At 41.1% G+C, this 22,855-nt stretch carries 17 protein-coding genes and 1 CRISPR repeat array; of the genes, 8 read left to right on the top strand and 9 right to left on the bottom strand.

Annotated elements, in window-relative coordinates:
* The first annotated feature begins 462 nt into the window (after nucleotides 1-462).
* The 4 genes from CDG79_RS06740 to CDG79_RS06725 all read left to right on the top strand — a co-directional run bounded on the left by CDG79_RS06740 (nucleotide 463) and on the right by CDG79_RS06725 (nucleotide 5,589).
* Nucleotides 463-1,755, top strand: a complete 1,293-nt coding sequence (locus tag CDG79_RS06740) for a hypothetical protein (protein WP_094341453.1) — start codon at nucleotides 463-465, stop codon at nucleotides 1,753-1,755.
* Between the two features lie 1,243 nt (nucleotides 1,756-2,998).
* Nucleotides 2,999-3,694, top strand: coding sequence for a LabA-like NYN domain-containing protein (locus CDG79_RS06735; protein ID WP_094341452.1), 696 nt, complete (start codon nucleotides 2,999-3,001; stop codon nucleotides 3,692-3,694).
* A gap of 90 nt (nucleotides 3,695-3,784) precedes the next feature.
* A complete protein-coding gene (locus tag CDG79_RS06730; RefSeq protein WP_094341451.1) occupies nucleotides 3,785-4,495 on the top strand; it encodes a response regulator in 711 nt (236 codons plus the stop codon).
* 5 nt (nucleotides 4,496-4,500) lie between these two features.
* Nucleotides 4,501-5,589 (top strand): sensor histidine kinase, encoded by a 1,089-nt coding sequence (locus CDG79_RS06725; protein WP_094341450.1) that lies wholly within the window; start codon nucleotides 4,501-4,503, stop codon nucleotides 5,587-5,589.
* 431 nt (nucleotides 5,590-6,020) lie between these two features.
* Here CDG79_RS06725 and CDG79_RS06720 read toward each other — a convergent pair whose 3' ends face one another.
* Nucleotides 6,021-6,686 (bottom strand): O-methyltransferase, encoded by a 666-nt coding sequence (locus CDG79_RS06720; RefSeq protein ID WP_094341449.1) that lies wholly within the window; start codon nucleotides 6,684-6,686, stop codon nucleotides 6,021-6,023.
* An 18-nt stretch (nucleotides 6,687-6,704) separates the two neighbouring features.
* Entirely contained in the window at nucleotides 6,705-7,592 is an 888-nt protein-coding gene (locus tag CDG79_RS06715) for an NAD(P)-dependent oxidoreductase (RefSeq protein WP_094341448.1), read from the bottom strand.
* A 1,150-nt stretch (nucleotides 7,593-8,742) separates the two neighbouring features.
* Here CDG79_RS06715 and CDG79_RS06710 point away from each other — a divergent pair.
* Nucleotides 8,743-8,976 (top strand): EF-hand domain-containing protein, encoded by a 234-nt coding sequence (locus tag CDG79_RS06710; protein ID WP_094341447.1) that lies wholly within the window; start codon nucleotides 8,743-8,745, stop codon nucleotides 8,974-8,976.
* Between the two features lie 216 nt (nucleotides 8,977-9,192).
* Nucleotides 9,193-9,734: a CRISPR direct-repeat array (repeat unit 37 nt; unit sequence GTTTCAATCCCTAATAGGGATTTTGATGAATTGCAAT).
* Nucleotides 9,735-10,042: 308 nt separating this feature from the next.
* Here CDG79_RS06710 and CDG79_RS06700 read toward each other — a convergent pair.
* Both CDG79_RS06700 and CDG79_RS06695 read right to left on the bottom strand, forming a co-directional pair.
* On the bottom strand, nucleotides 10,043-10,303 hold the full coding sequence (locus CDG79_RS06700; protein WP_223278031.1) for a hypothetical protein: 261 nt from the start codon (nucleotides 10,301-10,303) through the stop codon (nucleotides 10,043-10,045).
* 258 nt (nucleotides 10,304-10,561) lie between these two features.
* The gene (locus CDG79_RS06695; protein WP_094341445.1) at nucleotides 10,562-10,924 is read right to left on the bottom strand and encodes a hypothetical protein; all 363 of its coding nucleotides are present in this window, start codon (nucleotides 10,922-10,924) and stop codon (nucleotides 10,562-10,564) included.
* Between the two features lie 937 nt (nucleotides 10,925-11,861).
* On the opposite strand from CDG79_RS06695, the gene CDG79_RS42140 reads away from it, so the two are divergent.
* Nucleotides 11,862-12,137 carry a hypothetical protein gene (locus CDG79_RS42140; RefSeq protein WP_189524906.1) on the top strand — a complete coding sequence of 92 codons (276 nt, stop codon included), beginning with the start codon at nucleotides 11,862-11,864 and terminating at the stop codon, nucleotides 12,135-12,137.
* On the opposite strand, the gene CDG79_RS06685 is transcribed toward CDG79_RS42140, so the two are convergent.
* Together CDG79_RS06685 and CDG79_RS06680 are read right to left on the bottom strand one after the other, a co-directional pair.
* On the bottom strand, nucleotides 12,114-13,841 hold the full coding sequence (locus CDG79_RS06685) for a ShlB/FhaC/HecB family hemolysin secretion/activation protein (RefSeq protein WP_094341444.1): 1,728 nt from the start codon (nucleotides 13,839-13,841) through the stop codon (nucleotides 12,114-12,116). The two genes, CDG79_RS42140 and CDG79_RS06685, sit on opposite strands and share 24 nt — an antisense overlap.
* A 490-nt stretch (nucleotides 13,842-14,331) precedes the next feature.
* Nucleotides 14,332-14,886 carry a hypothetical protein gene (locus tag CDG79_RS06680; RefSeq protein ID WP_094341489.1) on the bottom strand — a complete coding sequence of 185 codons (555 nt, stop codon included), beginning with the start codon at nucleotides 14,884-14,886 and terminating at the stop codon, nucleotides 14,332-14,334.
* Between the two features lie 455 nt (nucleotides 14,887-15,341).
* On the opposite strand from CDG79_RS06680, the gene CDG79_RS06675 reads away from it, so the two are divergent.
* Nucleotides 15,342-18,170: a CHAT domain-containing protein gene (locus CDG79_RS06675; protein ID WP_094341443.1), complete on the top strand. Its 2,829-nt coding sequence runs from the start codon at nucleotides 15,342-15,344 to the stop codon at nucleotides 18,168-18,170.
* Between the two features lie 15 nt (nucleotides 18,171-18,185).
* Here the strand turns inward: CDG79_RS06675 and CDG79_RS42135 are convergent, their stop codons facing one another.
* The 3 genes from CDG79_RS42135 to CDG79_RS06665 all read right to left on the bottom strand — a co-directional run bounded on the left by CDG79_RS42135 (nucleotide 18,186) and on the right by CDG79_RS06665 (nucleotide 19,971).
* Entirely contained in the window at nucleotides 18,186-18,761 is a 576-nt protein-coding gene (locus tag CDG79_RS42135) for a hypothetical protein (protein WP_189524905.1), read from the bottom strand.
* Between the two features lie 26 nt (nucleotides 18,762-18,787).
* Nucleotides 18,788-18,922 carry a hypothetical protein gene (locus CDG79_RS44725; protein ID WP_262985774.1) on the bottom strand — a complete coding sequence of 45 codons (135 nt, stop codon included), beginning with the start codon at nucleotides 18,920-18,922 and terminating at the stop codon, nucleotides 18,788-18,790.
* Between the two features lie 311 nt (nucleotides 18,923-19,233).
* Complete coding sequence (locus tag CDG79_RS06665; protein WP_094341442.1) at nucleotides 19,234-19,971, bottom strand: DUF928 domain-containing protein; 738 nt, start codon at nucleotides 19,969-19,971, stop codon at nucleotides 19,234-19,236.
* Between the two features lie 560 nt (nucleotides 19,972-20,531).
* On the opposite strand from CDG79_RS06665, the gene CDG79_RS06660 reads away from it, so the two are divergent.
* Complete coding sequence (locus tag CDG79_RS06660; RefSeq protein WP_094341441.1) at nucleotides 20,532-22,622, top strand: vWA domain-containing protein; 2,091 nt, start codon at nucleotides 20,532-20,534, stop codon at nucleotides 22,620-22,622.
* Nucleotides 22,623-22,855: the final 233 nt, after the last annotated feature.

The raw sequence follows: 22,855 nt of genomic DNA, 5'->3' as shown, positions 1-22,855 counted from the left end.
AACTTTTAAATCACATATTTAAGTAACTAAAGTAGGAAATAAGTAGGCAGGCACAAATAAATATAACTATGTAACAAAAAGTAAAAGCGGTGAAAACCTTGTGATTGCTTCACTCCACTTCGTTGCGTTCGCAATGACATAGTTATAAATTTTCTCACCCACCTACTTATATAAACTTTTAATAAAACCTGAGCTTTATGAAGTAGCTTCTGTAATAAATACGTGTATACGTTCAGTAATAGATACTAATCGTTTATCTCTAGAACTCCTAAAGCAGCATCCCGTTCGGATCGGACGAATCAGCCAGCAATAAAGTGATAATTTTTTGATCTATCTTATGTCGATATTTTAAGGTTTACTATCCCACCTGAAACTTTCAGAGCATCTGGAGATTCTTACAAGTTAGACTAGATTTCTCTAGTTAGTAATGGCGACACCCACGCCCTATTTGTCTGAAAATATATGAAATTTAGAACCTTCAAATATCCTTTCGCACTCATGCTAATCGGCTTCAGTTTTTTGCAGACAGCTGATGCTCAAACTCCTGTAGCTGAAATTTCCAAGCTATCTCAAGAAGTTTCTGTACTTCGGAAACAAGGCCCAAGCGGGTTACAAGTATTTCTCAAATCACATGCTAATACGTTAAGTATCAATTCTTCAGATGCAGCCGTACCTTCCCCTGCACTGCGGGTAGCTTTAGATGAACTCTGCCAACAACGAGACTGTTACGCCTCTCGTTTGTACTGGTACACTGATATAGAGCAAGCCAAGGCGGCTGCTAGAACCAGTGGTAAACCTATTTTATCTCTGCGGTTGCTAGGTAGGCTGGATCAGGATTTGAGTTGTGCTAATAGTAGGTTCTTCAGGGTAGCGCTGTATCCAAATAGTGAAATTTCTAAACTGCTTCAAGACCGCTTCATTTTACACTGGCAATCAGTGCGCCCTGTACCCAAAGTAACTATTGATTTTGGCGACGGACGCAAGTTGGAGCGGACGATTACAGGCAATAGCATTCACTATATATTGGATGCATCGGGTCGTCCAATTGATGCAATTCCAGGGTTATATAGTCCGAAAGCATTTTTGCGTCAGTTACAGCAGGCTGAAGTAGCGGTAAAAAATTATAGTAAACTGACACCAAGCGATCGCGAGGCTTATTTAAGAAAATACCACAGCGATCGCCTGAATTCTATCCAAGCCCAATGGGTTGCAGATTTATCCCGCCTGGGTATCCAGTCTCCCCCTCAGTTGGTAAAAATTCCTAGCAATCCCAGTCAGCCACCGACAGCAGAAATAGCAAGTTCTCTAGCAGTTTCTAAGATGAGAGTTGAAACGCCAATGCTGAGTGCTTTCCAGTCTGATGCTGAACGGAATCAGAACGCCTTAGCTAAAATTACCGACCAGGAAGCTTGGAACAAAATCGCTCAACTCTATGCCGTTGATGTCAAGCTAGACCAAAACAGCATCTCTTTAATCAGAGCTAAAAGGTCTCACTCTGTCAACACTCAAGAAGATAATTTGCCGATAATAGTGAAAAAATTTGAAACCACAATGGCTTTAGATACAGTTAGAAATGAATATATGCTACACAACCAAATTCATCAATGGTTTATCCAAGGTAAGCAAACAAGGAGTGTGGAAGCCCTAAATGAGCAAGTATACGCCCAACTATTTTTAACTCCTAGTTCTGACCCTTGGTTGGGGCTTTTCCCCAGCGACAGTTACAGCGCCATTGATAATGATGGCATCCGTTAAGCTAATACCGGATATTTCAGGTATTTAGAGGTTGTTTGAAAAGTGTTTGGCTGTTAGATTTAAGCACTTCTAGATCCCCTAACCCCCTTAAAAAGGGAGAACCGGAATCAAAGTCACCCAATTTACCGAGGGATTTCGAGGGATCTAGGACATTTTGATACCGATAAAGAGACTTTTAAAACATCCATTTAGACCACAACTCAGACAGTGCAGTTAAATTACTTGAAAAGCGCTGCAAATTGAAGTAGATAAAAAGGAGTGACGAGATTTTATCGTATTGACACCTCACCCATCACTCCTTAGGGATTTCCAAGTAAAAAAATATTCCGTCGCAGAGGGACAAGGGGGACAAGGAAGACAAGGGAGACAAGGAAGAAAGAAGTCTAGTTGAGTAGACAAATTGAATAATTTCTTTTTTGGAGTTCCCTTATGACTTATATCAAGTCCGCTTAATCACTTACGATATGTCATTGCGAGTGAAACGGAGTGGAACGAAGCAATCGCTGCGGACTCTGCGATTACTTCACTTCGCTATCGCTGCGTTCGTAATGACAAGTATTTATCCAAACATGATATAACCCCCTTTTTAAGAGGTCGCCATAGGCGGGGGATTTTATCCAAACCGGATTGATTGTTTTCTGACTATTGAAGGTTGAGCATTATCTCATTCAGATAAACTTTATAAAAATTGCATTTTAAAGATTACCTAAATACCTTAAGAAAACTTGCCTTTTGAGGAGCTATTTATAAAGTACAAATAAAAATTATTATCGGGTGTGTTAAGTGCATATTTTTATATGAGCGCCTAACGCACCATGTTATATAGCAATGCTTAGGCTAAAGCCGTAATCCACTCTAACTTAAGATTTACTTTATAAATGGTATCTGAGGAGCGATCGCATCTTTTTTATTAGTGCTTCTAACTCTGCCAGTATTTGAGCTTCCTTCACTTGCTGCAAATCTCAACCTCCTGGCTGTAAGGTTATTAAAATACAGAGGTAAAATTAAAATGGTCTAGATGGCGTTCCCTGATTCTTGCCTCTACCCTTATAGCAAGATTTATTTTCTCCAAACTCTTGCTGTCTTGGTGGGTAAGGATTAACATAATCTGTGGAAACAAGCGATATATCCTCAACCCAACTGTGACTCAAGACAATTACCTGCTAGGGTCAGAAATCAGCACAGACTATACTATAGACAATTTACCCAAGACTCTTTCTCACTTATAAAATCAGAGGTATCAATGATTATAACTAATTTTAGCAAACAAAGAAATGAATTTAAAGAACCGAAAGTACTCAAAACTAAACCACATTGGCAAGGGCAAAATTTGACTGATACTACAGTCAAAAGTAAAGATCCCAAAATCCAAGATCCTTCACCTGATAGTTCTATTGTCAATAGCTTGAATCGTGGTCGAATTGCAATTTTTATTGATGGTTTAAACCTATTTCATACAGCTTTGCAACTCGGTATAGAAATTGACTACGTTAAATTGCTATGTCATTTAACCAATGGTTCAAGACTTTTGCGTGCTTTTTTCTATACTGGGGTTGATATCAGCAATGAAAAGCAACAGGGTTTTTTATTGTGGATGCGTCGTAATGGCTATCGTGTAGTCGCTAAAGATATCATGCAACCAGCAGAGAATTTCAAAAAATCAAATCTGAACGTAGAAATTGCTGTAGATATGATCACTTTAGCTCCCTATTATGATACTGCGGTTTTAGTCAGTGGGGATGGAGATTTAGCTTATGCTGTGAATGCTGTTAGCAGAATGGGGGTGCGGGTGGAAGTGGTCAGTCTCCAAACTACTACTAGTGAAAGCTTGATTGATGTTGCTGACTGCTTCATTGACCTCGATAGTATTAAAACATACATTCAAAAAGATTCTCATCTTGGCTATAGTTATCGCACGCCGTCAAATTCAAACCTTTAATCCACTCTGGCGGAAGTTTGCTTACTTTTAACAAGGGGATTTTGCCCCTTGTTTGCCCTTTATTTGCCCCAAGTCTGATTATTAATTGAAATGGATATTTTAATAGTTGAAGATGAACCAGAAATTGCTCATTTAATTGAACTATCTTTAGAAAAAGAAGGTTTTTTTTGTCGCACTAGCCGCGATGGGATCAATGCTTTGCGGATGTTTCAGGAGCAACCACCCGATCTAATCATTCTAGATTTAATGATTCCTGGTTTGGATGGATTGGAAGTTTGTGCCCGAATTCGCCAGAAACCAGGTGCAAAAGATCCTTATATTTTAATGCTTACGGCTAAAGGTGAGGAAATCGATCGCGTGATTGGTCTATCTACTGGTGCTGATGATTACATGGTAAAACCCTTTAGCCCTAGAGAATTGGTAGCTAGAGTCCGGGCACTATTGCGGCGTAGTCTCCGCCAAGGGGGACAACATCAAGTCAATCGTACCCAACACTTTATCGTCGATGTAGATCAGCGCACTGCTAGCCGTCAGATGAATTCTCAGCAACCAGAAATTTTGGACTTAACTACCTTAGAATTTAACTTGCTAACCACCTTTGTCAGCAATCCCGGTCGAGTTTGGAACCGCACTCAACTAATTGATAAACTTTGGGGAGATAACTTTTTTGGCGATGAACGAGTGGTTGATACTCATGTAGCTCGGTTGCGAAAAAAGATTGAGCCTGATTCGGCAAATCCTACTTTTATTAAAACTGTTGTTGGTGTGGGCTATAAATTTGAAGATCCTCCGGTAGCGTAAATATTATGAAAATGGGGCTGAGAACGCGCCTATTTTTCTCGCACTTAGTAGTAATGATTGTGGGGGTAGCTAGTCTGGTGAGCATCAGCAAAATCTCTTCCCCCCGCTTGTTTGTACTGCATTTGGAACGATTAGAAAATCAGGGGTTTGACTTAATTGATGTTCGGACTGAATTGGTTACAGGATTTGAACTTGCTTGGCAGCGAAGCACTATTTGGTCAGTCTTAGTCGGCACTACCGCCGCCGGAGGATTGAGTTATTGGGTGTCCAGACGGATTATGCAGCGCTTGACAGAAATGGAACAAATCACCCAAAAATTTGCTGCTGGTCAGATGGATGCACGATTACCTATGTCTGATATTCCAGAACTGAATGGACTGGGTGCTAGTTTCAACCGGATGGCAGCCAGTTTAGAAGGGGTGGAAGCGCGGCGGCGAGAGGTGATTGGAGATATGACCCATGAATTACGGACACCGTTAACAGTGGTGCGCGGTTACTTGGAAGAACTGGCTGATGGAGAAATTGAAGCATCTCCTGAAATTTATCGACGTTTAGCTAAAGAAACTAGGCGCTTAGAGCGGTTGGTGAACGATTTACAAGAACTGTCTAAGGCAGAAGCTGGTTATCTACCAATTAATATCCAACGGGTAAATCTGCGTCCGTTGTTAGAGTCATTAGTGGAAAAATTCACCGATCAACTGTTAGAAGATGGGCCAGTTTTGCTCTTACAATGTCCATCAGTGCTACCTCCTGTATTGGCGGATATTGACCGCACAGAACAAGTGCTGGTTAATCTGCTGGGTAATGCAGTGCGTTACACTAACGAAGGTTCAATTACGATTCGTGTTGGAACTGAAGCTTCTCTTCTCTGGATTGCGGTTATAGATACAGGCATTGGTATCGCTCCAGAAAATTTGCCTCATGTGTTTGAGCGTTTTTGGCGAGCCGACCAATCGCGCGATCGCCATTCGGGAGGGACAGGGATTGGCTTAACTATTTCCCATCGTTTGATTGAACTACAAGGCGGTCAAACTCAGGTAGAAAGCGAGTTAGGAGTTGGCAGTACATTTCGATTTTTTCTGCCTTTGGCTTAAATTTGAGTCAAAACCCTTGAGATACAAGGCATTGACACAAGGTAGTCACGGTTGTGTCATACCCAATTGTTAACTTAAAAATATACAAAATTTAATCCGCTTGGCGTTAGTAATCTTTTGCGCCGCTTGCTCCCCCCAAACCCCCCTTTTCTAGGGGGGCTTTATTCCCTCCTTAAAAAGGGTGGTAGAGAGGATGAAGCCTTAACTAAAGCGGATTAATCCAAAATCTGGTTTTTTTAATGGGTGTCGAGATTTTGGAATTGTATGGAATATAAAGTTTATTTGGCATTTGGGTAGAATTGTGTATGTCTACTTTTGTTCTGGCTGCTTTTTTGGTTAGTTTACTCAGCGTTTCGGGTTACGCTGCGATCGCCTACTTGTTCCCTCAAAATCGCTCCCAAGACTGACCAAATAACGATATCTTGCTATTTTCAGTTTACGATTGCGATCGCAAAGCCGTCGTATCCTTTAGTGCCCACAGTCTGGATTGCTGTAGCGCTGACGCGTGGTTCAGAGGCAAGCAGTTCGTTGAAGCGACGCACCCCTTGAACGCTAGGATCGCTGCTGCTTTGATCGACCACCGCTCCGTTACGCACGACATTATCGGCGACGATCAGGCTGCCGGCACGAGAAAGCTTGAGCGCCCATCTTAAGTAATCTGGATTGTTTGGCTTGTCGGCATCAATGAAGATTAGGTCAAATGGACTGTTACCCTCGGCGGCAATCTGTGGCAGTGTAGAGAGTGCCTGTCCAAGGCGGAGGTCAACGATATGGGATAAACCAGCGTGGGCGATGTTAGTGCGGGCGATTTCGGCGTGCTTTGGGTCAGCCTCCAGCGTAATCAGACGGCCATCGCTAGGTAGCGCCCGCGCCAGCCAGATGGTACTGTAGCCACCCAACGTGCCAATCTCCAGGATGGTTCGCGCCCTTTGGATTTGCGCTAACAGCAGCAGCAGTTTGCCCTGGTTTGGCGAAACGTTGTGCGGTGGCAGTCCGGCGGCGGCACTGGTCTGGAGAGCCGCATCCAGCGCGGGATCGGGTGGTACAAGCAGGTCGGTGAAGTAACTATCAACCGCAGTCCATTGCTCTTGAGTCATAGATTGTCACTTTTTACATTAGGTGTCGGAAATTGCTTCATTGGAGAGGATTGTAATGATTTCATCCAAGGGGCGATCGCTATTTGATTCTTCTAGTGTTTCCTTACCCAAAGAGGTTTCTTTCACCAAGCGGTAAACGTCGGCTGCTCCGTGAAAAATGCGCTCAGTCAGACCTAAATCTTTAAAGGTTTCTGCAATCTCTTCCATTTCTCCTACCCAACGATGCGCTTTTGGTGTCATCGCTGGAATGGAGCGGGTTAATATGCTAGCAAGTTCCTTTTGGCTATTAGATATTTCATCCCATAGTTCCTTATCCAAGCCTAAACGATGGGCTGCAATCAGCAATTCTGTGCTAATTGCTGTAAGTCCTTTTGTCAGGGCTGCGTATGACATTTTTAACCCCGAAGCCTGACCAATTTCATCGCCAATTATCCGCACATCTAAGCCACAATCTCCCAGTTGTTGGAGTTGATGTGCTTGTTTTCCTGAAGTGTATATGCGGGTACGATTGGGAATTCGTGGTGGCGGGCCAATGATTGATGCATCTACGAATGTTCCGCCAACTGATTCGATGAGTTGGGCGATATTTATGACTTTTTGGGGTGCGATCGCATTACAGTCAACATAGAGGATCTGTTTACCAACATTGCCGATCGCCTCAGCTACAAGATTCGCTGCTTCGGTGGCGGCTGCGGGGACTAGAACTGATAAAATTACATCAGATTCAATTACTAGTTGTGTAAGGGAACCTACATCTTGAATATTGGCTGCGGCTGCTAATTGCCGAGTTCGTTCGCTGCGATTGTCTAGAGCAGCAATAGTTTTCAATCCATTTTGATTGAGAACAGCTGCGATCGCCTGCCCCATATCACCTGGGCTTAAAATACCAATAGTTTGGATAGGCATAGAAAGTTTTATATTTTTTTGTGGCTGATATCAAGTCCGCTTAATCACTTACGATATGTCATTGCGAGTGAAACGGAGTGGAACGAAGCAATCGCTGCGGACTCTGCGATTACTTCACTTCGCTATCGCTGCGTTCGTAATGACAAGTATTTATNATACCAAGTCCGCTTAATCACTTACGATATGTCATTGCGAGTGAAACGGAGTGGAACGAAGCAATCGCTGCGGACTCTGCGATTACTTCACTTCGCTATCGCTGCGTTCGTAATGACAAGTATTTATCCAGACATGATATGATATCAAGTCCGCTTAATCACTTACGATATGTCATTGCGAGTGAAACGGAGTGAAACGAAGCAATCGCTGCGGACTCTGCGATTACTTCACTTCGCTATCGCTGCGTTCGTAATGACAAGTATTTATCCAGACATGATATGACAAGTTGATTCAGGTAGTTGAGTTTTCAATAAAATACGATATATTTATGTAGATGTCGTATTTAAATCAAACCACGGATAAGCTTAACAAGCAAGCTATTTACTGAGAAGCAGTAAGAGGTTGAATGAACAAGTATTTCACTGTGATTTTAGGACTTTTAGATCCCCCCTAACCCCCGTTAAAAGGGAGGAACCCGGAGTCAAAGTCTCCCAATTTATCGGGGGATTTAGGGGAATCTAAAACTTTTGATACCGACAAGAGGACTTTTCAAACATCCTCTAAGACTTAGTTTCAATCCCTCATAGGATTTTGATGAATTGCAATAAACGACTTCAAACTCTTGTGCAGATACTCAAAGAAGTTTCAATCCCTAATAGGGATTTTGGTGAATTGTAATAAAGAGTTTATTTCCCGACATCTCCCCCAACTGGGGAACATCCCCTTCACCTCTTCATAGCCCACCCAAAATCCCTCTCTACTCACCACTAGAGAGGGATTCGCCGTTTCTAGGTGATTAGCGACAATCAGAGAGGATATTACTGAATTAGAGGGAGATTTTGGAAGTATCGCGTTTGAGACGCTATCACTATATACACTGGGTAGCGTTAAATTTGCTACATTTGTACACTTGACTGTCTTCACTATCCTTGCATCTTTGTCAAGATTTTGAGATATTAAATTTAAATTGAAAAAGTAATTCAGATAGAAACTTATGACAACCGAGCAAGAGCTTCAATCTCTTTTTAATATCTTAGATAGCGATCGAGATGGCAAAGTCTCCATTAACGATCTTTTTTTAAGTCCTGGCTTAAGTGCAATCATCTCATCAGAAACAAATACGACTAGTCCCCAGGAATTACTAGTAAATTATGATTCAGACAAAGACGGTAGTATTACTTTTGAAGAGTTAAAGGAAGCAGTTGATAAAGCAAATAATTTAAACTAGGAGTCAAAAGAAAGGGTATTAATACCCCATAAATCCCTTTCTACACTCCAGTAGAGAGGGATTCGCCTTTTATAGGTCACAATAGGGATTTTGATGAATTGCAATTCTAATGTTGTATCTGCGGCTAATACATTATAAGAAGGGTTTCAATCCCTAATTAGGGATTTTGATGAATTGCAATTCCATGTGCATTAATGTCCCAAGTCTTGAGATACTGTTTCAATCCCTAATAGGGATTTTGATGAATTGCAATTTTACGAGTATGGAATAGGCTTCGTAGCTGGGAAGTTTCAATCCCTAATAGGGATTTTGATGAATTGCAATTCGCCATTTTTCCACACCTTAAACTCAAATATTCGTTTCAATCCCTAATAGGGATTTTGATGAATTGCAATCTCTAGTTAAATCAGCATAATTAATGGCTACTTGTTTCAATCCCTAATAGGGATTTTGATGAATTGCAATCTGTATTTAGTGGCAGCAAACAACAACAGAAAATTGTTTCAATCCCTAATAGGGATTTTGATGAATTGCAATTTGATTTTGCATTCTCATTTTGTTGCCACTCAAAAGCAAGCTGGTTTCAATCCCTAATAGGGATTTTGATGAATTGCAATTGGTCAGTTCTTCAGGAGTGAGAATTTTTTTGTTTCAATCCCTAATAGGGATTTTGATGAATTGCAATGATGAAGAATTTGTGCAAGTTGGGGTTGACAAGAACGTTTCAATCCCTAATAGGGATTTTGATGAATTGCAATGGCGGAAGCCGCAAAGCTAGGCTGTATTTAGTTTTCAAGGTGCAGTTGCGCGGTTCTTGAGCAATCATAGCATTAGAGAATTCGTTTGGAAAGAGTGCCAGGAAAATTTAAAGGCTGAAACCCACTTTTTGTAAGCATTTCAGAGATTGCGCGGATGATAATTGGGCGATGATTGGGTGAAATGTTTGCTGGTGTTGAGATCGAAGCACTTTTTTGGGCTTGTGAAATTTGTACACCTACCCTTCCGCGCATTTGAAATACAGAAACCTAACCAAAAGGGGACTCAGCAAAAAAAATGCCTTCAAACCCTATAATACTGTTCGCCGCAATTCTGGAAAAACCTTAGACACCTTATTCAACACATAATCGCCGTAAGTTCCGCGAAAATCATGAATGTTAGCTTTATCCCAGCGATCGCCTATATTATCATTCGCCACTATATTATCTAATTGAATCGGCTTCACTTCTACATCGAAATTGGGATCGAAAAAGAAGGGGAATGAAAGGCGATGATTTTGGGACTGGTTTTGCACCCGGTGAGGTGTAGAACAATACAAACCACCCGTCATTCAGAAGCAATTAATCTAAATTGAGAACCCACAGATTAATTAACTCAGGCTTTAAAAGTGGTTGATTTCAGCACAGCAACACGAATAAGATCGAGTTTGCATAATTAGTTATGCAAACTCGATCTTAGTCTTAGGTAAGTAGGTTGGCTCAAATAAACCTAACTATGTAACGAAATATAAAATTGCCTAAACTCTTGCGATTGCTTCACTTCGCTTCGCTCCGTTCGCAATGACATAGTTATAAATTTTCACACCCACTTACTTAGTAGGCAAAACCACGCTTTGACGCACAGTACGCTTGCGATCGCTTTTACGAATTCCTCCAGCCATCTGATATTCGTGGCTATTACTACCATATTTATAAGCAATTCCACGCAATATTTTTTCAGAATAGTCTGCCAAATCTTCTTCATTTTCTACGATTTGGGTCAGTAAGATATCGATAGTAGAAAGGGTGGTATTGTATTCTTCAAGAGATTTTCGGAGGCTTTCAATTTTGTCAGTATAATCTTTAACTGTCAAACCCTCGCCTACATCTAGAGTTGGATTGATAGACTTAATGCTTGCTAGACGTATCCCAGCTTTGCTGAGAACACGTGAACTGCGTTTTGGTCTTGCCATAATTAATACTCACTTTTTACATTTCTCATAACTCCATACTGAACAATTGTTTAAAAGGTTGTCATACGTAAAATTGTTGATTTTTAAAAAAACTAAAATTTAATTAATTTACAGCAGTTTCTACGTATTTAAACTACATCTCTTGTTGGATAGGCATTTCCAGCCATAGGTGTCAACTTAAGCCCAAGCAAATGGAATTCCTTATGGCACACTGCATGTAGCTTGCTTTGACCTAGTAGTACGCGGCTACACAAGTCTAGTCCGCTTCCTCGGACTAAGTAAAGAAAAATTAAGAGGATGTTTGAAAAGTCCTCTTGTGGGTATGAAAAGTTTTAGATCCCCCTAAGTCCCCCTTAAAAAGGGGGACTTTGATTCCGGTTCCTCCCTTTTTAAGGGGGGTTAGGGGGGATCTAAAAGTGCCGAAAATCACAGTGAAATACTTGTTCGTTCAACCTCTAAGGGACTTCAAAAAAATAAAATATACAGTAGGGTGTGTTAGGTGAAAGCCGTAACGCACCGAGATATCTGGCGGTGCGTTACGCTGTCGCTAACGCACCCTACAAAATTGGATATTTTTTTAATTGGAAGTCCCTAAGGGTTTGAAACCCACAGAGGTGGGTAAAGTTTAGTGTAGACACGGTTTCTAACCGCCCTTTTAAGTAGGCAGGCATAAATAAATATAACTATGTAACGAAAAGTCAAAGCGGTGAAAACCTTGTGATTGCTTCACTCCACTTCGTTGCGTTTCTTTGATCGTCAAGCCAGTATCAATGAATGGAAGTGAAAACCTTGTGATTGCTTCACTCCACTTCGTTGCGTTCGCAATGATATAGTTCTAAATTTTCTCACCCACCTACTTAGTATTAAGTTTACACAAATAGAAATTCTTTATAACGTCAAGGCAAAAGCTGCTACAGACTGCGCGAAACACGGAAATGTGAAGGCGGAAGCTGCTACAGGGAAGGCGGAAGCTGCTACAGGGAAGGCGGAAGCTGCTACAGGGAAGGCCGAAGCTGCTACAGGGAAGGCGGAAGTTGCTACAGGGAAGGCGGAAGCTGCTACAGGGAAGGCGGAAGTTGCTACAGGGAAGACAAAACAAAAAAACGTCAACCCTGAAGGCGTAGTTTTGCATAAGTCCTATTTATTTATCGCTAAAATCAAAACAAACTGGAAAACTGGCGGCTACTTGTCAAAATGGCTGATAGCGGACTGAAAAACTAAAGCCATTATCTTGTAGCGAAGTACCGCGATCGCTTGTTCCCATAAATGGTATACCATAATCTGCACGCAATACTAAACCATTTAAAGGTTGCCAGTTTAAACCTAAACCCAGACTAGCAATGGTTTGTGAGTCTGCATTAATACCGCGATTGTTCCAAGCTGTGCCGATGTCAACGAATGGTATTAGCTGTAAAGTTTGCACATTTGATGTCAGGGGAATACGAACTTCCACACCTCCAACTACCCCATTGTCAGCAACAATTTGGTTTTGACGATAACCGCGCACTGTATCCACTCCGCCAATGCTAATTTTTTCTAGCGACAGTAAGGAATCAGGAGTGAGTTGAGTGTTAACTTTAGCCAACATCAAGATGCGGGGAGATAGCCGTTGCACCCATTGAAATTGTCCCACCCAGGAAAAAAAACGCCCATCAGTACCACTATCATTAACGGTTGCATCAAAACCACCAATCCCAAAACTAAATTGCGATCGCGCCGCTAAAACACTGTTAGCATTACGTTGTAACCAATCTTGGGAAAAGCGAATTACCGTAGCTTTTGATTTTCCATTTTCCGGCCCTTCAGTAAAAGAAAAGGGGATATCATTAAGAATGAAGGTTTGGCTACGTCGTAAATCAAATGCTAAACCGAGAGCAAATTCGTTGTTTGGGGTGTGAGTTAGCGGTTGACGCACGTTAAAAGAAAGGGTTTCGGCTTCGCTGCGGATATCTAAATCGCTAAATTTGCTTTCAATAATCCGGCTACCACTGTTACTGTAGCGAACACCAATGGTTCCATCTAGGGCGTTAAAGGGAATAGAATAATTAATATTGTAAATGTCTAAACCTTCACTAGCAGCATATTCAGCATTAAATTTATCCCCAAACCCTAACAAATTATCGTGAGCAATAAAAACAGTCCCTTGTTCTGAACCAACGCTAGGCGATTGGTCATTTGCAAATATTACCCCAGCGTGAAATGCTGGCGATTCGGTAATTGTCACCTGTAAAATATTGTTACCTGGGGTGCTACCTGCGGTTAACTCAGCATTGACTCGTTTAATAGCAGGGTCAAGTTGTAATAATTGCAATGCTTCTTCAAGGCGTTTTTGATTTAAAGGCTTACCCGCCAATCGCGCAATCCGGGAACGCACGTATGCAGTTTGCAATCTTTTTAACCCTAAAATAGAAATTCCTTCAAGTTCGCCTTCCACAACTTGAATTTGCACAACACCGCTAGCAATATCTTGATTGTTGGGAATAAATGCACCACTGCTAATATAGCCATTATCAACATAGAGTTTGGTGATTTGCGATCGCAGTTGCAATAACTGCTCAAATGTGATGTCTTTATTTTCTAAGGGCTGTTTTAACTTGATGATTTCATCTTTTAATACAGAATAGCCTGTGACTTGGATTTCTTTGACATGAAAACTTTCGCCACTAGGAAAAGTAGTATCGGGTAAATTTTCTGGTTGGGGTGATGGGAGTATGGGGATATTTTGTGCAGGTGGCGTGGGAGGAATACTTGGTGATGGTAATGGTTGAGGAATAGTTTCTTCTACTTTCCCTGGAATATTAGGGGGAATTATTACTCCAGATGGGGGCGTAGATTGGGCAAATACTGCAAGTGGAGTGATGCTGATACAAGAAAATGAAATGAAAAAAAGCTGTTTAAAGCGGAGGGAGAAACCCATTGTTTATCTATTATTTATAAAGTTCATCATTTATCATTGGTAAGGATTTTAGATGTATTTACGCTTCGTAACATACCTCTATTTATTCCCACCAACTGACTTAGCAGCCGCATTAATAATTAGATATTTAACAATTATTATTACTTAATTAAAATACCATAATAGTTTGCTTGATGATTGCACTTTTCTGCAACCATTAAGAGCAGATTTGGTCATTCTAGTATTTATGACTTACGCATTAATAAGTAAAATAATGAGTAAAGCAAAAAAAATTATGCGGGAGCGTAAACGCTGACTTATCAGTTCGCTAAGGGACTTCCAAAAAATAAAATATACAGTAGGGTGTGTTAGGCGAAAGCCGTAACGCACCGAGATATCTGGCGGTGCGTTACGCTGTCGCTAACGCACCCTACAAAATTGGATATTTTTTTAATTGGAAGTCCCTAATTGCCAGGAGACTTGAAAGACAGATAATTTACGCTATCTTTATTTAGGATTGGGACACTATACTTTCCACATCTACAGCCGAACATTGTCGGAGATCGTCGCAAGTATACGCTATTACTGAGCCATCAGGCTCAACAGAAAACAAAAAATTATCAGCAGCATAAGTAGGGTGTCTTCTGGAAGTTCCTGGATAAACAGGGTTATATCCCAATAAAACTAAACCTTGAGGAGAAGACTTGAGGCTAATTTCCTGGTCTACAACCTGCCTTTGATTTATTGTAGAGTCAAAATATCTAGTTCTCATCATTCCAGAATATCCCTTCATCACCAAGACACTTTGATAGACAACTCCATCAACGCTATATCTAAAACTCCAACTTCCGTAAAGCGGAGAATTTGCATCTACGAGTTGCGCGATCGCATAAGATGAAGATTGAGAAGTATTGGGTGTTTGTGCTAAAATATCTCTGCCATTTGCTGACTTGATACCAAATAATCCAATTCCAGCTACTAAAATTGCAATGGAAGCAGTTTGTTTGAAAGTTGGTAATGTCAGAGATTTTGCTAAAAGTGTGTTAGAAACTAGTTTAGAAAACATAATCAACCTCTCAATCTGAGTTAAAAAAATAACGATACATTCATCAGCAACGGTTGATAAATGGATGATTTTGTTGTTTTTCGATTCATGAACCGTTTCTTTAATACTCAGATTATGGCAAAGCACTAGGTAATGCATTCACCTTTCACGCACATATAAGTGCAGAATTTATCTTGTGCGATCGCATGATAGTGCATACTATTTTGCAGAAAACTGCACACTTTTAAAAACTTCAGTTTTTGATGCTGATTTCTGGTAATTTAAACAATAAAAGCTAAATACCTATTTTCTATATATGAACCCGGTTTGATTGCTGAAAATATACGTAGGATGTGTTAGCGACAGCGTAACGCATCAAACCCGTGATAATAGTGCGTTACGAACTCCGTTCTAACACACTCTACAATACCTAATTTCGTTCAAAAATCAAATAGTAATCCTATATACGTATACACATGAATACCAAAAATAAATATTTTAAAATATTATTCTCAGCGCGTCGGTGGATGCAGATGTTGCTGAAAGTCGGAAGTTTCTGCAAGAGGCTAATTTATTTCGCTACTCAGCAACACCAAAAACCAAATCGGCATCACAAATTTATTAAAGGATTATTTTTGACAACTTTACTGATATGTCTTTTACTTGGACAAGTTGTATCTGCACAAACTCCAAATATCACTTCCCTAGTTGAACAAGGAATTAAAGATTATGAGGCGGGGAATTTTTTTAATGCAATCAAACATTGGCAAGAGGCATTAAATCAAGATAAAAATAATCCGTCAGTTACGGCGGTTGTGAATGAAAATTTGGCGCGTGCTTACCAACAAATAGGAGAAAATAAAACAGCGATCGCATCGCTATCGGCGGCAATTAATGACTATAGTGCGGTAGGAAATATCCAGCAAGTGGGACGCATGAAGTCAGAGCTAGCCCAAGTTTACAGCAATTTGGGACAACCCCGCAAAGCGATCGCACTTTTGTGTGGCAAACTGGTCGATAAGTCGAAAATCCCAGAAAATCAACCGAGTCAAGAAGTAAAATGCACTCCAGAAAGTGCTGCACAAATTGCCACCAAATACAATGATAAAAGCGGTAAAGTTGCAGCTTTGGGAATTCTCGGTGAAGCATATCGCTTAATCGGCGATTACGACCAAGCAATTGAATATTTGCACCTAGCACAACAACTTTATCCAGCTTATGACTTTTTGGTGTTAAATAGTTTGGGTAATGCTCACAAAAGTCGCGCTCAATTGCGAGAGTTACAAGCCGATTCTGCAAATAAAGCTGGTATTACTAGTAAAGAAAATGAATTTACGAAAAAGTCTCTAGAAGACTATAACTACGCTCACGAATATTTTCAGAAAAGTACACAACTCGCCAGCGACCAAAAACAAACTTTAGCTAAGATGCGAGGATTGTTAAATTTAATTCAGTTAGCTTCCCAGACCAATAGAAGCAAAGTTATGAACGATCGGGAATTTAACAAAACTGTTGACGATGCTTTAAAGGTTCTTGAAATTCTACCCGATTCAGCAACAAAAGTCTATGGAGCAATTGATTTAGCATACTTGCAGTCAGATGCTAAGGGAACTTCGCCTTTTACTTACTGTCCAAATAGCCGGATTTTACCCGATGCCGATGTATTAAGTTTGCTACACAAATCAGTAGCGACTAGTAAAAATTTACAAGATAATCGCCTACTTTCTTATTCTAACGGCGCTTTGGGTCATTTCTGGGAATGCGAACCAAAGAAGGAAACAGAAGCATTAAAATATACTCAAACTGCAATAGTCGCAGCAGATAATAAGTTGAGTGCAAAAGATAGCTTGTATTTGTGGGAATGGCAAGCCGGACGGATTTTAGATAAACAGAATCGAAAAGAAGAAGCGATCGCATCTTATCAACGAGCATTTGATACCCTAGAAGATATCCGCAGCGATATCTTAACCGCCGAAAGGGATGTACAGTTTGACTTCCGCGATGTTGTGCGACCATTGTATCGGACATTGGCACAGTCGCGGCTCGATTTGCTTGCAGTTGGTGCGATTGCAGATGAACGACGCGCCAAGGAATTATCAGAAGTAGTTAAAACCATTGATGCTTTGAAATTAGCAGAATTACAAAATTATTTTGGCAATGATTGTATTTTAAGTGCCTTGAATCCCAAACCAGTGGGAGAACTCCTTAAGGATAATAGTGTAGCGTTTCAGAATACTGGGTTTTTGAGTTCCATAATTTTAGAGGGCAAAACCGGGATATTATTGCAGTTACCCAATCAGGCAACTAAATTTAAATTGATTGAAGATTCCAATCAACAAGATACAAACAAAATAGTTAGCAGCGACACACTACAGAAAAAAATTGCCGAGTTTCGCACAGGACTAGTTAAAGGAGAAGAACTAATTAACTACGATACAACAACTGCGGCACAGCTTTATGATTGGATAATTCGCCCCTTTGCCGAGGATATCAAACCAGAGAAAATCAAAACCCTAGTATTTATTCAGGATGGGTTTTTGCGTAGTGTACCAATGGCAGCCCTTTATGACAACCAAGAACACAAATATTTAGTCGAAACTTATGCCATTGCAACAACCCCCAGTTTACGACTTAGCACACCCAAAGCAAGCGATCGCAGTACGCAAAAGGCGTTAATTTTGGGTTTGACGGAAACAGCCACAATCGACGGGAAGATTTTTGATGCGCTTTCTGCTGTTCCTGATGAAATTAGTGCAATTAAAGGTATATTTCCTAGTCATACCGACTTGATTGATGAAAACTTTTTTCCCGAAAGCTTTCAAAAAACACTTGACAAAAGCACATATCCGATTGTTCACATAGCTAGTCACGCTCAATTTGGGATCATTCCTGAAGACACCTTTATTGTCACAGGCAAAAACCAAAAACTTACCATCGGCCAATTAGAAAACTCACTACGAAACCTCAACAGCAAATCGGATAGCGTCGAACTACTGACATTGACTGCATGTGAAACTGCATTTGGTGACGATCGCGCTACACTAGGGTTAGCTGGAGTTGCCTTGCAAGTTGGGGTTAAAAGTGCGATCGCATCTTTGTGGAGTGTCACAGATGAATCAACATCGGAATTAGTCAAAGCATTTTACACCAACTACCGCAACGCTGGCATGAGTATTGCGGAAGCATTGCAACAAGCCCAAATTAGAATGATTCATGCTAAGAAATTACCGCCATCCGAAATAAATCACAGCTATGACAATCCTGCGTATTGGGCACCAATGATTGCGATCGGTAATTGGCTTTAAAAGTCACACATCTCCTCACTGACATTCTCGACTGAGTACCAACTGTCCATTAGCCAGTCGATAAAGCCCTTGTGGTTCAATAATGCGATCGCCTTTTTTCCAAGTGCGGGATGTTGGTTGAACGTTACGCACTTCACCAGTTGAATATACTGAAATTAATCCATTCCCTGGACTATTACGTAAAGCACCAGAACCAGTGATGAAGAATGTACCCCCTTCCTTGGAACTGCGGGAAACGCAACTATTGGCGATGAGTGCATTAGTGTCGATGACATTTGGAAATGCTCCAGTGAAGCTATTTTGAATAGAATTGGTATCGGGTGCGTTAATATTTGTGATACCGGAAACGCCTAATTGCGAACTTGCAGTAATATCGCTTTTCTCGGTTGGCTTTGTCCGCGACTCGATACCGAAAATACCCTGCGAGTTGATTTGAACGTTTCCACCAGTTCCGGTGTATGCATTTGCGCTGATGTCGCTGTTTTCTTTAGGGATGGCGACGATGAATTTAGAGTTGATATTGATGTTACCGCCATTGCCACCTGCTTCTGCCCTACCTGCGGTGGTTGAAATTAAACCGCCATCGCGCAACAGTAATAAATCAGCGATATTGAGGTTTATGTCACCACCATTACCTGCATTTGTTGAAGAAGCGATCGCACTACTTTTTCCCAGAATTTCCAGAAAATTAGCATTAATTTTAATGTTTCCAGCGTCACCCGTACCGAGGCTGCCAGAGATAATTTGAGCATTTTCATGTATATCAAGATTATTGGTAGTAATATCTATATCACCACCTTTACCGTTAGCACCTTCGTAAACTGATGATGTTATACCAGTGAATGACTTACTATCTAAAGCGCGTAAATCAATTTGCTCGGCATTAATCGTAATATTTCCGGCATTACCTTGATTGAATGAGGATGTTTGAAATACACATGGGGTATGCTAACGAAATCTAAATAAAGCACCCTGCATTAAACAAAAATTGCAACCCAGAACCCCAACTTTTTAAATAAGTCGGGGATCTAAATCATCATTTCTATTCTTCCACTTTTTCTAATTAGCGATCGCTGGCAATTTTCTGGAGATATTCGATTCGTTGCTGAGTCTTTTTTTTCTCTGCGTTACTACCCGTGAGTAATTCAGACTGTGCAAGGTCTTTAATTAAAGTTGCCCCAGTCTGACCCAGTTTACCATTACTGGTTGCTTTCAATGCTGCTTCGAGTGCTTCATACCATAGCTCGTTTTCAGCATAATAATTTACGCTTTCGGTAATGCTAGTAAATTGACTCTTAGCGAGTGATTCAGGATTGATGACAGTAAATTCTGCACGTCTAACAATCGGATTATTTTCGCAGTCAATTGAAATTTGCCATAAATATGTTTTACCCACTGTAAGTTCGGGGTAATCGAGGGGAAGTTTTAGTTTGTTAATTCCGATTATTGTTGGTATTTCTTCAACTTTGCCAATTTGTTTAGGGGTTGCATCTGAATCAAATTCAAACAGCCGGAATTTCACATTTTGGGAACTTGGCATATACCAAACTAACATGGGGCGTGTGGAAGCGGTTTTACCGATAAATGTATGAGGTGCAAGCTGTGTCAGTGGGATACCACCGTTACCTGAACATCCACGCCGGCCACCTGTACGGGAATATCCACTAGCTGGTTTGCGATCGCCTGGTTTAGGATTAAACTCAGCAAATGCTGGAATTGCTGTCATCAGAAAAACCACGCCTACAAGTAAGCTTGTAAGTCTGCGGTTCTTTCGCCAAAATCCCAAATGTTGATAACTCATGGTAGATGTTGTTGATTGTAGGGCGATCTGAAACTTTTAAAACTCTTACTCTTCTTCTATTTTCGTGAGGCAAATCATGATTTAAGAAAATTGCACCTTTATATTCCTCGATATCCTCTTTGAAGTATTTGCCTATTTTAATTGGATATGAATTTTCGATCTATGCAGAAAAGTGTAAATCTACAGACGTGAGCTTACTATAACTGCCTGATATTTATGGTTGGTTTTTTGAGGCTAAATCCCTGTTAGGGACTTCCAAAAAATAAAATATACAGTAGGGTGTGTTAGGCGAAAGCCGTAACGCACCGAGATATCTGGCGGTGCGTTACGCTGTCGCTAACGCACCCTACAAAATTGGATATTTTTTTAATTGGAAGTCCCTAGTGTCATATCCGCTACAGTTACCAAAACTGCAACGGTTATGAAATTCCAGGCTGCTCAAGACTATTCTAGGTAAGTGGAAACTTCAAATGTCAGCAACCCTGGTCTAAACAGATAAAGCTTCCACACATCCCACGAGGTTTTGAGCCAATACACAAATTCAGTGTGAGGATTTAGCCATGTCTTACCCGATTCCGTCCAAAATGTGGCAGCGAGTCAGCATTTTAATACTATTGTTATTGATACCGTCAGTAGGAATTGCAATTTTACGTCAGTCTGCTACGGTTGCGGTTCCAGGCAATCAGACACCTTCCAGTTCTACCCCAACATCCTCCATTCTACCCAGTAACCCTGACTATCAAGCACTCCAGGCATTGGTAAAACAGTATAGTTGTGTCGTCTCCATCCAAAATTTTGGCACCCTTCCCATAACCCGGACTGAGTTTGCCACAGTCTTAAATGCCTGTGTGAATCGGAGCAATGAGCTAATAGCGACTGACCCTAAGATAGTTAGCGAAGCGGATATGAAAACTCTGCAACGCTTGCAATCTGAATTTGCACCAGAGTTAGCAACCCTAAGAACTCCGATAGATGAATTGGAAGCTCGTAATCCCATCACTCCTACTCAGACTAACAGAGAACTTAGTCAAGGCGAGTCTACCCGAAAAACTCAACCCTTACCCACGGCCCCACCCTTGAGTATTCCATCTGGCTCATCTCTCCAGGATCGAGTTGTTAACCGCCCTGCAAGCCCTAGACTCCAAGGTGGTAGCACTATTGGAAGGATTGCCCCTGAGCCACAAACCGATAGCAGATTCAATACAGAGAACTACAACCCGATTGAGGATAATCCCTTTCATCGTGTCAGTAATGACCCCCTTTCCACTTTTTCCATTGATGTAGATACAGCATCCTACAGCAACGTGCGACGGTTTATTACTCAAGGAGAATTACCACCCAAGGATGCAGTCCGAATTGAAGAACTGATCAACTATTTTACCTACAATTATCCCCAACCAAAAAGCGATGCCTACGGCGGGCAAAGCCAACGCCCTTTTTCTGTAACCACTGAAGTTGCCGCTGCTCCCTGGAATCCTCAACACAAGCTGGTACAAGTGGGTTTGCAAGGTAAACGCCTAGAAAGTGAAACCTTACCACCCAGCAACCTAGTATTTCTGATTGATGTCTCCGGTTCTATGGATGACCCCAATAAATTACCCTTGGTGCAACAGTCACTGAAATTGCTGGTAAATAAACTGCGTCCTGAAGATCGGGTAAGTTTGGTAGTCTATGCCGGGAATGCTGGAGTGGTGTTACCTGCTACACCTGGTAGTCAGAAATCCAAAATTCTGGCAGCGATTGACCGCTTGGAGGCTGGAGGCTCTACAGCTGGCGGTCAGGGCATTGAACTTGCCTATAAAATAGCCAAACAAAACTTCCTCAAATCTGGTAATAATCGAGTAATTTTAGCCACCGATGGAGACTTCAACGTTGGGGTTTCCAGTGATGGCGAACTGACGCGATTAATTGAACAGAAGCGAGAGCAGGGAATTTTCCTGACGGTGTTGGGATTTGGCACTGGCAATTATAAGGATGGGAAAATGGAACAGTTGGCTGATAAGGGTAACGGCAATTACGCTTACATCGATACCCTATTGGAAGCCAAAAAGGTTTTAGTTAACGATTTGAGAGGAACTCTGTTTACCATTGCCAAAGATGTGAAAATTCAGGTGGAGTTTAATCCGGCGAAAGTTCAGGCATATCGCTTGATTGGTTACGAAAACCGCTTGCTGCAAAATCAGGATTTCAATGACGATAAGAAAGATGCAGGAGATATTGGGGCTGGTCATTCTGTGACAGCGCTTTATGAAATAATTCCTACTGGGACGAAGAGTGATGTGAAACTGCCGGAGGTAGACCCATTGCGGTATCAACGTTCTGGTGAAACTGCGCTCGATGCTGCCGGCAATGAGTTGATGCAGGTGAAACTGCGCTATAAATTGCCCCAAGACAGTACCAGTCAACTAATTACTCAAACCATCCAAGATAATGATTTGAGAAGCGACCAGATACCCTCTACAAACCTGAGATTTGCTGCGGCGGTGGCGACCTTTGGGATGGTGCTGCGTGACTCTGAGTATAAGGGAAATGCTAACTATGATTTGGTGATGAAATTGGCGACTCAAGGGAAGGGGGAAGACCTGGAGGGCTATCGGGGTGAGTTTATTCGTCTGGTGGAGCAATCTAGGGGGTTGATTACGAAGAAATGATTTTGAATTACTTTTGCAGCCTTTTTCAGGTATTTAGACCACAACTTAGATGGGGTAACTAAAATCATAACTAAATACGTTTAAAACGACCTCCAAACACACATTGCAGTATTTATGTCAATGGGTAATATCATGTTTGATTTTTGAAATACACGACTGGCTCCCCTACAAATACTTAGTTTTTTGAACAAAATTAAGTATTTGTAGGGTGCGTTACGCTATCGCTAATGCAC

It is taken from the genome of Nostoc sp. 'Peltigera membranacea cyanobiont' 232 (genome assembly GCF_002245985.1).
GTDB lineage: Bacteria > Cyanobacteriota > Cyanobacteriia > Cyanobacteriales > Nostocaceae > Nostoc.
The sequence above is the reverse complement of the archived record's forward strand: the minus strand, read 5'-3'. Positions and strand labels throughout refer to the sequence as shown.